Here is a 13,339-nt window from a genome sequence, read left to right as displayed (position 1 = left end):
TTCGCTCAAACCACACAAAGGGGAAACACATGGACCTCCAGCTCAAGGGCAAGACCGCCGTCGTCCTCGGCGGGACGCGCGGCATCGGCCGGGCGATCGCCGAAACCCTGGCCGCGGAGGGCGCCAATGTCGCCGTCTGCGCCCGCAACGCCGACCAGGTGGCCGAGACGGTCGCCGCGCTGAAGGCCACCGGCGTCAAGGCCACCGGCGCTTCGGTGGACATCATGGACGGCGCCGCGCTCAAGGCCTGGATCGCCTCGGCCGGCGACGAGCTGGGCGGCATCGACATGCTGGTGTCCAACGCCGGCGCCATGGCCCAGGGCGGAGACCCTGCCTCGTGGGAGCAGAACTTCCGGCTCGACGTGCTGGGCATGGTCAACGCCTTCGACGCGGCCAAGCCCTATCTGCTCAAGGCCGCCGAGACCCACGGCGACGCCTCGTTCGTGATCATCGCCTCCGTCTCGGCGGCCGAGACCGACAACGCCAGCTCCTATGGCCCGATCAAGGCCGCCCTGATCCACTACGCCAAGGGTCTGGCCCGGCAGTACGCGGGCCGCCACATCCGGACCAACGTCGTCTCCCCCGGCACCGTCTATTTCAAGGGCGGCGTCTGGAACATGGTCGAGACCAACATGCCGGAAATGTTCAAAGGCGCCATGGAGCGCAATCCGATGGGCCGCATGGCCACGCCGGACGATATCGCCAAGGCGGCGGTGTTCCTCTCCAGCCCGCTGTCGTCCTTCACCACCGGCATCAACATGCTGGTCGACGGCGCGATCAGCCGGCGGGTGAACTTCTAGGCGTCAGACCCGCACCGGCAACGTCTCCATGCCCCGGAAGAAGGGCATGGTGCGCCAGGCGGGCGTCTCGTCGGGGTTGGCCAGCGTCAGGTTCGGGAACCGCTCGAACAGCTTGACCAGGGCCACGCTCGCTTCGAGGCGGGCCAGCGGCGCGCCGATGCAGATGTGGGCGCCGCCGCCGAAAGCGATGTGCGGCTTGTGCTTGCGGCTGACATCGAAGCGGTGGGGTTCGGCGTAGGTCTCCGGGTCGCGGTTGGCGGCGCGCAGGGAGACCAGCACGGACTGCCCCTGCTTCATCGGACAGCCGCCCACCTCGGCGGGCGATGACAGCACCCGGCTGGTGACGTCGATCGGCGGCTCGTAGCGCAGCACCTCCTCGACCACCGCGTTGATGATGCCCGGATCGGCGCGCAGCTTGGCCAGTTCCGAGGGGTTGAGCACCAGCAGCCGCACGGCGTTGCCGATCAGGTCGGTGGTGGTCAGGTTGCCGCCGACCAGCAGCGCCTGGAGGTTCAGCCGGACCTCCTCGTCGTCGAGCGGCGCGCCGTCGGCGATCAGCTGGACCATGTCGCTGATCAGGTCGTCGCGCGGATTGGCGCGGCGGTCGGCCATGGCGTCGGTGAAATAGGCGTTCAGCGCGACCGCCGCCGCCTCCATCTGCGCCGTCTGTTCGGCGTTGCGGAACGGGTTCAGGCCCTGGATCACGCCCTCGGACCAGGCGCGGAAGTCCGCCAGCCGGCTGTGTTCGACCCCCAGGATCCGGGCGATGGCGTCGATCGGGATCGGCACGCAGAACCGGTCCATCAGATCGAACGCGGTCTCGCCCTCCAGCGCGTCGAGCGTCTCGTCGACCAGCGCCTCGACCTGCGGCCTGAACTTCGCCACCCGCGCGTACAGGGCCTGGGCCAGCGGCTGACGGATGCGGCTGTGGTCCGGCTCGTCGAGGGTCAGGATGCTGGTGATGTGCGTGCGCGGCACGCCGGCCATCACCTGGTCGCTGAAGTTGCGCCGCAGCACGCCGCCGCTCTCGCTGCGGACCGGGTCGCGCCAGAGATCGCGGTTGTTCACGATGCTCCGGACGTCAGCGTAGCGGGTCAGGATCATGCTGCCCGACATCGGATCATCGAGCACCGGACAACGGCTGCGCAGGTCGTCGAGCACGACATGCGGGTCGACCTGATACTGCGGGTTCGCCGGTGTGATGTCGACGATCGTCGGGATCGGCCGCTCGGTCATGGTCGCGTTTCCTCGTGCAGGACAACCGGCGCTTCGACGCGGCGCCGGTTCGTCCGGACCTACTGTCTTCCAGCCACGGTCGCAGGACAACCGGCTGGACCGGAGGACCGCAGTTCCGGGTTGTCGCGCACCAGCCGGGTGAAGATCTCGCAGCGTTGGGCGGACGTCTTCAACGTGGTGTCGGCGAGCAGATCGGCGACGATCCGCCCGCCGGTTTCGCGATCCGCGGACATGCGCACGCCGCCGCCCTTTTCCGTGTCGAACAGGATCAGCCGTTCGACCTGCGGGGCGCTGGACCAGGCCTTCCACTCCGGCAGGTCGCCCGCGACGCCCTTGCCCGGCGAACCGGTGGCCGCGAAGTTGACCCAGTAGCTCATCATCGCGTCGGACAGCTTCGTTCGGGTCGCCCGGTTGCCGGCGGTGAAGGCGTATTTGTCGAAGGCGCCGAGCAGCTTGAAGTTGCCGAAGACGAACGGGATTTCCAGGCTGTGGCCGGCGCCCAGCAGCTCGCCCAGATCGGAGCCGAGGATCTTGCCCTCCTCGTCCCAGTCGAACCGATAGGCCCAGACCGGCGCATGGCCGCCCTCGGTCATCCGGGCGGCCGGTTCATCGACCGCATTGGCTCGCCACATCCGGCTGGGGTAACGGGAAATCGCCGCATAAAACGGCTTGTCGCGGATACGCGGCAGCTTGCCCAAGACGAAGTTCACCAGCTTCGGATTCAGCGCATTGAACAGCTTCATCTCGTCGAGGTTGGCCCCGGTGATCACCGGAACCGCGTTGTAGCCGGCGGGATCGGTGAGCACGGCGTCCAGGCCGGCCGCCGGCAGCACCAGGCCATCGGCGATGACCCGGATGGGATCCAGGTCGCCGTCAGGCCGCTTGTAGGCGTCGTAGATCGCCTTCACCGGCGCTGCTCGCAGCGCCTCGCCCGTCACAGGCTTGCCGGCGCCGAGGATACGCGGCGCGATTGCGAGGCCGGCCTCGGGCTTGTCGCCCTCCAGCCCCTCGGCCTGCGCCAGCGGGGTGGAGCGGAACGAGCCGGACTGGATAATCGCGCGGTGGAACAGGCCCTTCGCGCGCGGGCTGACCAGCAGGCTGGCGACGTTGTGACCGCCGGCGCTCTCGCCGAAGATCGTGACGCGGCTCGGGTCGCCGCCGAACGGGGCGATCTCGTCGCGCACCCATTCCAGCGCGCGGATCTGGTCCAGCGTGCCGAAGTTCGGCGAGGCGTCGTCCGGAAGGGCGCCGCCTTCGCGCAGCGCCGGATGCGCCATCCAGCCGAGGGCGCCGATGCGATACTGGATGACGACCACGATCACCTGATGCTGCGAGACCATCACCGAGGCGTCGTACTGTTCGGCCCGGCCCCAGGTGTTCGAGCCGCCGTGGATCCACACCATCACCGGCAGCTTCGCCTGCAGGGCGTCGGCCTGGCTCATCGGCGGGGCGTAGACGTTGAGGTAGAGGCAGTCCTCCTGGCCGACGATCTCGCCGAAGCGCGACTTGTCGACGCCGTCGAGGGCGCTGAGCTGCTGGGGGCACCAGGGCGCGGGCTTCACCGCCTCGCGCCAGCCCGTCCAGCGTTCAGGGGGACGCGGCGCGCGCCAGCGCAGATCACCGACGGGCGCCTTGGCGTAGGGAATGGAGCGCCAGATGTGAGCCTGGGTGTCGGAGTCGATGAATCCGACGATGTCGCCCTGGGGCAGATTGCGGGTGGTCAGCCGGTCGACCTGGGGCGGTCCCGGATCTGCCGGGGGCGGACTCGCACAGGCGGCCAGAGCGAGCAGAGCCAGCAGCATGGCGACGCGTTTCATGTAACCCCCCGGTATTGTCCGCCCCTTGAGCTAGGGCGAGTTTGGAAAACGCCCAGCCGCCGGACGGCGACCGGGCGTCTCCGTCATCAGAACTCGAGACAGATCTTGCCGAAGTGCTTCTGCGACATCTGGTGCGCGAAGGCCGCCGCGATGCCTTCCAGCGGGAAGGTCGAGTCGATGATCGGCTCGAACGGATTGGCGTCGATGGCCGCGATCATCTCTTCCTGGTCCGTGCGCGAACCGACCGTCAGCCCCTGAATGCAGACGTTCTTGGACATCGCCAGCGCCGTCGGCACGTCGCCGTTGATCCCAGCCAGCACGCCGATCAGCGAGATGTGGCCGCCGATGGCGCAGGAGACGATCGACTGGGGCATGGTGCCCGAGCCGCCGATCTCGACGACGGCGTCCACGCCGCGGCCACCGGTCGCCGCCATCGCCGCCGCGCCCCAGTCGGCGGTCTCCTTGTAGTTGATCAGGTGATCGGCCCCGAGCGCCTTGAGCTTTTCCAGCTTCTCGGCCGAGGACGAGGTCGAGATGACCGTCGCGCCGGCCGCCTTGGCCAGCTGCAGCGCGAAGATCGACACCCCGCCCGTGCCCTGGGTCAGAACGATCGAGCCCGGCTTGATCTTCGCCTCGACGAACAGCGCCCGCCAGGCCGTGAGGGCCGCGCAGGGGAGCGTCGCCGCCTGCTTCAGCGACCAGCCCTTGGGGATGCGGGTGAAAGCCGTCGCCGGCATGGCCACGTACTCGGACGCGAAGCCGTCGGCGCCGTCGCCGGGCACGCCCATCAGGCGCGGCAGGGTCGGCTTTCCGGCATCCCAGTTCGGGAAGAAGGTCGACAGGACCTCGTCGCCGACCTTGAAGCGGGTCACGCCCTCGCCGACCGCCTCGACGACGCCCGCGCCGTCAGACATCGGGATGCGGCCGTCCGGGCAGCGGATCATGCCGGCCACGACCGCGAAGTCGTGGAAGTTCAGCGAGCTGGCGCGCACACGGACGAGCACCTCGCCGGCCTTGGGCGAGGGCTTCTCGCGCTCCTCGATCAGAATCTTGTCCAGCCCACCGGGGGCTTTCAGGGCGGCGACCTTCATGACGCGTATCTCTCTGTTCTGATGACTATTCCGCCGCCATGGCGGCAGATGTGTATTGCGGTCCGCGGATCAGCTTGCCGGGCATTTCGCCGGTCGCCTCGCCGTTTTCGTAGGTGACGACGCCGCTGACGATGGTGGCGACATAGCCGCTGGCCCGCTGGATCATGCGGCGGCCGTCGGCGGGCAGGTCGAAGACCATTTCCGGCGGCTGGATCGCCAGCGCGTCGAAGTCGATGATGTTGACGTCCGCCTTCATGCCGACCGCCAGCACGCCGCGGTCGTTCAGCCCGTAAAGGCGTGCGGTGTCGCGCGTCTGCATCGCGACCACCTTCTCCAGCGGCAGGGTCGGCCCGCGCTTCCGGTCGCGCACCCAGTGGGTCAGCATGTAGGTCGGGAAACTGGCGTCGCAGATCACCCCGCAGTGCGCCCCGCCGTCCGACAGGCTGAGCACCGTGTTGGGATCATGCATCATCGCGTGGATGTGGTCGAAGTTGAACTCGGTGTAGTTCAGCAGCGGCAGGTAGATGTAGCCCCGGCCATTGTTCTCCATGAGCATGTCGTAGACCACCGCGTCGGGCGCCAGGCCGCCGGCTTCCGCCAGCGCCTTGATCGAGTCCTCGGCGCGGGGCTCGTAGTCGAGATTCCCGTCCGGCTGCTGCAGCCGGAACATCCGGTCGAAGCCCTGGGTCATGATGGCGCCCAGCGGCCCCATCTTGCGGCTCGGGTCGGCCAGGATAGCGGCGCGGACCGCCGGGTCCTTCAGCTTCTCGAGGCGTTCCTCGAACGGCAGGTGCGCGAGATCGCGATAGGTCTGGCGACCGACGAAGGGGTGGATCGTGCTCTGCCAGCCCAGCACCAGGCCGGTCGGGCGGCAGGCGATCTGGGCGGCGATGCTCGCGCCCTGGGCGCGCGCCTGGCGGGTCAGCTCCAGCAGCTTGATCCAGTTGCCGGGCTGCAGGGGCGACTGCAGCAGGCTGTAGGTCACGGTCACGCCGGTATCCATCGACATGGACTTCATCCAGTCGAACTCCGCCTCGGCCGGGTTCATGTCCGACGACATCTCGAACACGCCAGGACCGACAGCAGCCATGGCCTTGCCGATCGCCAGCAGTTCGTCCGCGGCCGCCGTGGTGCCCGGCATGACCGTGCCGTCCTTGGTCGTGTGCACCACGGTGCGCGAGGTGGAGAAGCCGAGGGCGCCGGCCCGCATGCCCTCGGCGACGATGGCGGACATCGCGGCGATGTCCGCGGGCGTGGCGTCCTCGTTGCGCGCGCCGCGATCGCCCATGACGTAGGCGCGGACGGCGCTGTGCGGGACGTGGGTCGCCACATCGAGCACGCGGGGTTTGGCGTCGAGGCTGTCGAGGTATTCGGGGAAGGTCTCCCAGTCCCAGCTGATGCCCTCGGCCAGGGCCGAGCCGGGGATGTCCTCGACACCTTCCATCAGCTCGATCAGCCAGTCGTGGCGGTCGCGCTTCACCGGCGCGAAGCCGACGCCGCAGTTGCCCATGACCGCGGTCGTCACGCCGTGCCAACTGGACGGGGACAGATAGGGATCCCAGGTCACCTGGCCGTCGTAATGGGTGTGAATGTCGACCCAGCCCGGGGTGACGATCATGCCGGCCGCGTCGATCTCGCGCCGACCCTTGCCCGCCACCGTCCCAATGGCGGTGATCCGGCCGTTGTCGATGGCGATGTCGGCCGTGAAGGCGGGCGTCTCTGCGCCGTCGATGATCCGCCCGTTGCGGATAACCAGCTCATGCATGTCGCTCTCCCGTCGGCGGCCAGCCTCGATCAGACGACCGGGCGACCCTCGTTGGGCGCAATCATGAACGTGTCTTACGTGCGCGGAAAGTATGACCCGACGTCAGGTCCGGCGCCGCGCGCCGGTCAGGTCAGGTCCCGGGGGCGCGGCCAAGCGAAGGACCGCGCCTGGCGGATGAAGGCGCCGACAGCCGGCGAATGCGGGCGGCCGCGCACCGTCACCAGGCTGATGGTCCGCTCGAATTCCGGATCGATCAGCCTGCGGGCCACCAGCGCCGGGTCGGTGACGCAGAACTCCGGAATGAAGCCGATGCCGAGGCCGGCCCTGATCATCCCCTGCACCCAGTCGTCGCGCTCACTCGAGAACATCTTGCGCATGAGGACGCCCTGGCTGTGGAACGCCTGCCGCGCATGGTCGAAGTATTCGCAGCTGGCGCGGCTGACGTAGTTCTCCTCGTGAAGCTCTTCCGCACGCACGACATTCTGGGCGGCGAAGCGGTGCTCGCGCGGCACGGCGACGACGAACCGCTCCTGGAACAGCGGCAGGGCGTGGAAGCGGTCATCGATCGGACCGGGCAGGCCGAACAGGCCGACATCCAGATCGCCGGCGTCGAGCCGGTCCATCAGCACGGCGGCGGCCATGTCGCTGACCCGCAGGTCAACACCCGGATTGGCGGCCCGGAACGCCACGATCAGGTCCGAGACGATCGCCGGCCCGACCGTGCACATGGCGCCGATGTGCAGCGTCGCCTGTCCGAGGCTCTTCAGCGCCATCGCCTGCGACCGGGCCGCGTCGGCCTCGGCCTGGATGCCCTCGAAGTAGGGCAGCATCATCCGGCCGAGCTCGGAGAGGTGGGTCTTCTGGCGTTCGCGATGAAACAGCGGCCCGCCCAGTTCGGCCTCGAGCTGCTGGATGGCGCGGGTCAGGGCCGGCTGGGAAACGCCGGCCTGTTCGGCGGCGCGCGTGAAGTTCAGCGTCCGGGACAGCGCCAGGAAATACCGGATCTGCTGCATTTCCATCGTCATTCCCCCGCGCTCGACGGGACCCTAACGCGCGCCGCGCCAGAGACCAGTCCCTGACGCCTTGAGGCGCCCCTACGGCATGCGGATATAGAGATCTCGCGAAGCAGGGGGAGCCCATATGTCCGAGACCACACAGACCGGCGTCGAAGACCTGAACCGTACGCTGGGACTGGTCCGACGGATCGAAATGAATCCGGAAGGCCGGGCCACCCTGGAGTACGAGGCCGGGCTGCACATGTGCCATTCCGGCGGCGTCGTGCAGGGCGGATTCGTCACCGGCTGGATCGACGCGGCCATGGCGCATGCCGCCATCGCCATGTCGGGTCCCGGCATCGTGCCGATGTCGCTGGAGCTGAAGGTCAGCTTCTTCGCCCCGGCGCGCCCGGGCAAGGTGATCGCCGAGGCCTGGGTGGAGAAGCGCGGTCGCACGACCTGCTTCTTCGAGGGCCGGTTGCTGGATCCGGCGGGCAAGGTCCTGGCCAAGGCCAGCTCGACCCTGCAGATGGTCGACCGGACCAAGGTCGAGGCCGCCAGCCGCGCCGCCGCCGGCTGACAAGAATTCTCGCCCGGCGACACCGTCAGGCGCTATGACACCGCAACGCAGCAGGCCGCCAGAAGCCCGCGCAATCACACCGGGATGGAGACGAGATGCACTACGCTGAACTGAACGACGCCTGGGCCGAACTGACCGCGCCCGGCGCGGCCTTCGAGATCGCTGAAATCGAGGTCCGGGGCGCCCGCATCCGGTCGTTCAAGAACGCGCCGCCCAGCGTGCGCGAAGTCTGGCTCTCCACCCTGCCCTTCGCCGAGCGCGACTACCTGGTCTACGAGGGCGAGCGGTTCACCTACGCCGACGCCCACGCCCAGGTGGCGTCGATCGCCAACTGGATGCTGGCCCAGGGCGTGAAGCCCGGCGACCGTATCGCGGTGGCGATGCGCAACTTTCCCGAATGGATGCTGATCTACTGGGCGGGCTGCTGCATCGGCGTCGCCGTGGTCGGCATGAACGCCTGGTGGACAGCGCCGGAAATGGCCTACGGCCTGAAGGATTCCGAGCCGAAGCTGGTCTTCGCCGACGAAGAGCGGATCGCCCGGATCAACGAGGACCCCGCCATGCTCGGCGGCGCCCGGCTGGTCGCCGTCCGCGCGGACACCCTGCCCGCCGGCGCGACGCCGTGGTCGGAGGTGATCGCCACGGGCGGTGATCTGCCCGACATCCAGATCGATCCCGACGCCGACGCCTGCATCTTCTACACCTCGGGCACGACGGGCTTTCCGAAGGGCGCGCAGCTGACCCACCGGGGCTGTGTCAGCAACCTGTTCAACATGATGTTCGCCGGCCAGGTCACGGCCCTCGCCACCGCGCACGGCACCGGCGTCATGCCCGACCCTGACGCGCCGGTCCCGGTCCCCGCCACGCTCGTGACCACGCCGCTGTTCCATGTGACGGCCAACAACTGCGGCGCCTACGCGACCACGGCGGCCGGCGGCAAGATGGTGCTGATGTACCGCTGGGACGCCGGCGAGGCCCTGAAGCTGATCGAGCGCGAGAAGATCAGCAGCGTCAGCGGCGTGCCGGTGATGGCGCGGGAGCTGGTTACTCACCCCGACTTCGGCAAGTACGACACCTCCAGCCTGATGAGCGTCGGCGGCGGCGGCGCACAGATCCAGCCCGACCTGGTCGAGAAGATCGAGAGCACCGTGGCCACGGCCCGGCCGAACACCGGCTACGGCATGACCGAGACCTGCGGGATCATCACCTCGATCAGCGGCGACTTCTTCGTCGACAAGCCCGCCAGCTGCGGCCGCGCCATGCCGAGCTTCGAAACCAAGGTCGTCGACGACGCCGGGAACGCCCTGCCTCCCGGCGAGCCGGGCGAGCTCTGGGTGCGCGGCTCTTCGGTCATCAAGGGCTACATCAATCGCCCGGACGCCACGGCCGAGTCGATCACGGACGGCTGGCTGCACACCGGCGATGTGGCCAAGCTCGACGAGGAAGGCTTCATCTTCCTGGTCGACCGCAAGAAGGACATGGTCCTGCGCGGCGGCGAAAACATCTACTGCGCCGAGGTCGAGGCGACGATCCACCAGCACCCGGCGATCGCCGAATGCTGCGTGTTCGGGGTCGCCGACGCGCGGCTGGGCGAGGAAGTCGGCGCGGCCATCGTGCTGCGGCCCGGCGAGTCCCTGACCGCCGACCAGATCCGCGAGCACTGCGTCAGCCTCGTCGCGAAGCACAAGGCGCCGCGCTACGTCTGGCTGCTGACCCAGTCCCTGCCCCGCAACGCGAGCGGCAAGTTCCTCAAGCGGGAGCTGCGCGAAAGCCTGAAGGTCGAGGACGCCGCCTGAGGGAGCGGGTGACACCGCGCCCGCGACATTGAATACTCTCCGGACGTGACGCCCCGCCCGCCACCCAAGGCGCAGGATCGGGGCGGACGTCCGGGAGAGAACCATGACCTACGCCCCCGCCACGCGCGCCTTCTATGACGCCGACAGCCACATCATGGAGCTGCCGGACTTCCTGAAGCGGTACGCCGATCCGGCGCTGCGGGAGGAGATTCCGGAGGTCAGCTATTCCGCCTCCATCGTCACCGACGAGGAGGTGGCGGTGATCATGGACCAGGGCGGGCGGCACAGCGACGACCACGTCGCCGCCCAGATCGCCCTGGGCGACCGGCTCATCGAGGCGTCGAAAGAGATCCAGGCGCTGGGCGCCTTCAACAGCAGCGACCGCAGCAAGGCCATGGACCTGCTCGGCTTCCGCAAGCAGCTGGTCTTCGCCACCCACAGCGTGGCCATGCCCTTCTCACCCAGCAGCAAGCTGGACCCGCGCCTGCGCTATGGCGGCGCCCGGGCGCACAACCGGCACATGGCCGACTTCTGCAGCGCCGACGACCGGCTGATGGGCGTGGCGATCATCCCGCTCGACGATCCGGACCTGGCCATGGCCGAGCTGAAGCAGGTGCTGACCAGCGGCCTTGAGGCGGTCTGGATTCCCCACCGGCCGAGCGGCGACCGCTCACCCGGCCACGTCGACTTCGACCCCTTCTGGGCGACCCTGGCGGAAAGCGGCCTGCCCTTCCTGCTGCACGTGGGCGGCGCGCCGCTGCAGCTGGCCAAGGCCTGGATGAACAACGGCCGTCCGCCGACCAAGGACTGGTTGGGCGGCGGCGAGAACCTGCGCACCAAGGACGTCGCCCTGTTGCACGAGGGGCCCGAAGCCTTCCTGACCATGATGGTGCTCGACGGCGTGCTCGAGCGGCATCCGGGCCTGCGCGGCGCCAGCGTCGAGCTGGGCGCCGGCTGGGTTCCCGAGCTGCTGCGCCGCCTCGACTGGGTGGTCAAACACTGGAGCCGCAACGACGCCAACCTTCAGGGCCTGAGCCGCATCCCGTCGGAGCAGATCACCCAGCAGCTGGCCTTCACGCCGTTCGTCTTCGAGGAGGTCGGGCTGTTCATCGACCAGTCGAACCCGGACCTGTACCTGTTCTCCAGCGACTATCCGCACATCGAGGGCGGCAGGAACCCGATCGGCCGGTTCGAGGCGGCGCTGGGCGATCGCAGCGAGACCGTGCGGGAGAAATTCTACGCCGAGAACTTCCTGCGCATCTTTCCCGGCGCGCGGGTCGACACGCCGCGCGTGGTGACCGCGACGGCGTGACGCCCGCTTGAGATCGGGGCCGACCGCCCTAGATCCGAACGGATGGCCAAGGTCACCGTCTGGTTCGATGGATCCTGCCCGCTCTGCCGCCGCGAGGTGGCGTTGATGCGGCGGCTGGACCGCGACGCCGCTGTGGATTTCATCGACATCGGAACCGGCGACGGGGCCTGCCCGATTGACCGGTCCGACCTCCTGAACCGGTTCCACGCCCGCGAAACCGACGGCCCGCTGCTGTCCGGGCCCGCCGCGTTTGCCGCCCTGTGGCGCGTTTTGCCCCTGCTCAGGCCGCTCGGTCTGGTCGCCCGCCACGCCGCGATCCTGGCCGTTCTGGAACAGCTCTACCGGCTGTTCCTCAGGCTGCGCCCGCTCACGCCGGCGCAGAGAGCCTGCATCCGATAGGCGCCGCTAGTTGAACAGCTGAACGCCCCGGCCGCCGATGACGGTCTGAACCTGACGACGACTGGTGAACATCGGCGCGACATTTCCCCGGTCCCACACGGTGAACCGCGCCGCCAAACGCCGGACGACCTCCGGGTGCTCGGCGGCGACATCACGGGTCTCGCCCGGATCGGCCTGGAGGTCGTAGAGCAGGACCCACTGGCCCAGCGGCCCGACCGTCGCCGGCACGCCGTCCGGCACCGGCGAGCCGAGAATGCGGCTGAGGTCGTCGCTGGTCTCGGACTTGTTGACCACGATCAGCTTCCAGCGCCCCTCGCGGACGGCGTGATTGGGGCCCATCCGCCACATCAGCGCCGGGTGGAAATCGCCGCGCCGCCGCCCGGCCAGGCCCGGAAACAGATCAACGCCATCGAGGTTCGCCGGCTTGGCGGCGCCGGCCATGGCTACGGCCGTCGGCAGGACATCGAGGCTCGACACGATCCGGCCATCAACCCGCCCGGCCGGAAGACGGCCCGGCGCAGCGATCACGAAGGGCACCCGGAGGCCGCCTTCCCAGGGCGTAGCCTTGGCCCCCTCCAGCGGCGCATTGGTGCAGCCGCCGTTGATGTAGCCAGCGCAGCCGTTGTCGCTGAGGAAGATCACCACCGTGTCCCGCTCCAGGCCCTGGGCCCGGAGTTCGGCCATCACCGCGCCGATGCCGTCATCAAGCGCGGAGACCATCGCGGTGTAGGTGCGCTTGTACGGCGAGGCGATGTCCGGGAACCGGTCGGCGTACTTCTTCGTCGCCTGCAGCGGCGTGTGGGGGGCGTTGTAGGCCAGGTAGAGGAAGAACGGCCGGTCGCGGTTGGCGCGGATGAAGCCGCGGGCCTCCTCGGTGAAGGCCTCGGTCAGATAGCGCGGCTCGTCCACCGGCTGGCGGCCCCGGTACACAGGGAAGGCGGCCCGGGTGGTCTGGGCGTCGCCGTAGACCTTGGCCGAGATGTCGCCCTCCGCCGGCCGGGTGATGTAGTCGGTCGCCCCGCCCTGGAGGCCGAAATAGCTGTCGAAGCCCCGGTCCAGCGGGTGGTAGCCCGGCGCCTGGCCGATGTGCCACTTGCCGACCATGCCGGTGGCGTAGCCGGCCCGCTTGAGCAGCAGGGCGAGCGTGGTCTCGGTCAGCGCGAGACCGGTGAGTTCGTCGCGGCCGACGGGATTGAACTCGAAGCCGTAGCGGGTCGGCGAGCGGCCGCTCATCAGGGCGGCCCGCGAGGGCGCGCAGACGGCGGCGGCCACATAGCCGTTGGTGAACTTCACGCCAGAGGCGGCCAGGGCCTCCAGGTTGGGCGTCGGCGCCGACCCGCCGTAGGCCGAGGTGTCCCCGTAGCCCAGGTCGTCCGCGAGGATGACGATCACATTGGGCTGGCGCGCCGGCGCGCTCGCCACCTGTTTGCCGCCCCCGGCGCAGGCCGCCAGGCCGAGAAGCGCGGCGGCGGCCGCAAAACCCGCAATCAGCCGGTGTGTCATGGTCGTTCCCCCGCCGTTGCGCCCTCGAGGGCGTCGTTCTGGCGA

Annotated in this window: 11 protein-coding genes; 5 read left to right on the top strand and 6 right to left on the bottom strand. The window is 69.0% G+C overall.

The genetic code is table 11. From position 1 onward, the window contains the following. Positions 1-29 precede the first annotated feature (29 nt). Positions 30-800, top strand: a complete 771-nt coding sequence (locus AC3WJT_RS08550; protein ID WP_492342686.1) for an SDR family NAD(P)-dependent oxidoreductase — start codon at positions 30-32, stop codon at positions 798-800. Positions 801-803: 3 nt separating this feature from the next. Here the strand turns inward: AC3WJT_RS08550 and AC3WJT_RS08545 are convergent, their stop codons facing one another. The 5 genes from AC3WJT_RS08545 to AC3WJT_RS08525 form a co-directional block, all read right to left on the bottom strand. After that, positions 804-2,036: a cytochrome P450 gene (locus AC3WJT_RS08545; protein WP_492342685.1), complete on the bottom strand. Its 1,233-nt coding sequence runs from the start codon at positions 2,034-2,036 to the stop codon at positions 804-806. A gap of 59 nt (positions 2,037-2,095) precedes the next feature. Then, entirely contained in the window at positions 2,096-3,853 is a 1,758-nt protein-coding gene (locus AC3WJT_RS08540) for a carboxylesterase/lipase family protein (protein WP_492342684.1), read from the bottom strand. Between the two features lie 86 nt (positions 3,854-3,939). Beyond that, positions 3,940-4,944: a zinc-dependent alcohol dehydrogenase family protein gene (locus AC3WJT_RS08535; RefSeq protein WP_492342683.1), complete on the bottom strand. Its 1,005-nt coding sequence runs from the start codon at positions 4,942-4,944 to the stop codon at positions 3,940-3,942. 25 nt (positions 4,945-4,969) lie between these two features. Further along, on the bottom strand, positions 4,970-6,709 hold the full coding sequence (locus AC3WJT_RS08530) for an N-acyl-D-amino-acid deacylase family protein (protein WP_492342682.1): 1,740 nt from the start codon (positions 6,707-6,709) through the stop codon (positions 4,970-4,972). A 125-nt stretch (positions 6,710-6,834) separates the two neighbouring features. Then, positions 6,835-7,722 carry a LysR family transcriptional regulator gene (locus AC3WJT_RS08525; RefSeq protein WP_492342681.1) on the bottom strand — a complete coding sequence of 296 codons (888 nt, stop codon included), beginning with the start codon at positions 7,720-7,722 and terminating at the stop codon, positions 6,835-6,837. A gap of 127 nt (positions 7,723-7,849) precedes the next feature. Between AC3WJT_RS08525 and AC3WJT_RS08520 the strand changes: the two genes are divergently transcribed. The 4 genes from AC3WJT_RS08520 (at position 7,850) to AC3WJT_RS08505 (ending at position 11,791) form a co-directional block, all read left to right on the top strand. Then, on the top strand, positions 7,850-8,284 hold the full coding sequence (locus AC3WJT_RS08520) for a PaaI family thioesterase (protein ID WP_492342680.1): 435 nt from the start codon (positions 7,850-7,852) through the stop codon (positions 8,282-8,284). A 95-nt stretch (positions 8,285-8,379) separates the two neighbouring features. After that, positions 8,380-10,080, top strand: coding sequence for a class I adenylate-forming enzyme family protein (locus AC3WJT_RS08515; RefSeq protein WP_492342679.1), 1,701 nt, complete (start codon positions 8,380-8,382; stop codon positions 10,078-10,080). A 103-nt stretch (positions 10,081-10,183) separates the two neighbouring features. Next, positions 10,184-11,392: an amidohydrolase family protein gene (locus tag AC3WJT_RS08510; RefSeq protein ID WP_492342678.1), complete on the top strand. Its 1,209-nt coding sequence runs from the start codon at positions 10,184-10,186 to the stop codon at positions 11,390-11,392. Between the two features lie 42 nt (positions 11,393-11,434). Beyond that, positions 11,435-11,791 carry a thiol-disulfide oxidoreductase DCC family protein gene (locus tag AC3WJT_RS08505; protein ID WP_492342677.1) on the top strand — a complete coding sequence of 119 codons (357 nt, stop codon included), beginning with the start codon at positions 11,435-11,437 and terminating at the stop codon, positions 11,789-11,791. A gap of 6 nt (positions 11,792-11,797) precedes the next feature. Here the strand turns inward: AC3WJT_RS08505 and AC3WJT_RS08500 are convergent, their stop codons facing one another. Continuing rightward, on the bottom strand, positions 11,798-13,294 hold the full coding sequence (locus AC3WJT_RS08500) for a sulfatase-like hydrolase/transferase (RefSeq protein ID WP_492342676.1): 1,497 nt from the start codon (positions 13,292-13,294) through the stop codon (positions 11,798-11,800). Positions 13,295-13,339: the final 45 nt, after the last annotated feature.

The organism is Caulobacter sp. FW305-C-30-S16, assembly GCF_058783025.1.
This window is presented reverse-complemented; position numbering and strand designations above follow the sequence as displayed.

Coding starts and splice junctions, on each gene's coding strand:
- AC3WJT_RS08510 (WP_492342678.1), top strand. CDS start 10,184: ATGACCTACGCCCCCGCCACGCGCGCCTTCTATGACGCCGACAGCCAC.
- AC3WJT_RS08505 (WP_492342677.1), top strand. CDS start 11,435: ATGGCCAAGGTCACCGTCTGGTTCGATGGATCCTGCCCGCTCTGCCGC.
- AC3WJT_RS08535 (WP_492342683.1), bottom strand. CDS start 4,944: ATGAAGGTCGCCGCCCTGAAAGCCCCCGGTGGGCTGGACAAGATTCTG.
- AC3WJT_RS08515 (WP_492342679.1), top strand. CDS start 8,380: ATGCACTACGCTGAACTGAACGACGCCTGGGCCGAACTGACCGCGCCC.
- AC3WJT_RS08500 (WP_492342676.1), bottom strand. CDS start 13,294: ATGACACACCGGCTGATTGCGGGTTTTGCGGCCGCCGCCGCGCTTCTC.
- AC3WJT_RS08540 (WP_492342684.1), bottom strand. CDS start 3,853: ATGAAACGCGTCGCCATGCTGCTGGCTCTGCTCGCTCTGGCCGCCTGT.
- AC3WJT_RS08550 (WP_492342686.1), top strand. CDS start 30: ATGGACCTCCAGCTCAAGGGCAAGACCGCCGTCGTCCTCGGCGGGACG.
- AC3WJT_RS08525 (WP_492342681.1), bottom strand. CDS start 7,722: ATGCAGCAGATCCGGTATTTCCTGGCGCTGTCCCGGACGCTGAACTTC.
- AC3WJT_RS08545 (WP_492342685.1), bottom strand. CDS start 2,036: ATGACCGAGCGGCCGATCCCGACGATCGTCGACATCACACCGGCGAAC.
- AC3WJT_RS08520 (WP_492342680.1), top strand. CDS start 7,850: ATGTCCGAGACCACACAGACCGGCGTCGAAGACCTGAACCGTACGCTG.
- AC3WJT_RS08530 (WP_492342682.1), bottom strand. CDS start 6,709: ATGCATGAGCTGGTTATCCGCAACGGGCGGATCATCGACGGCGCAGAG.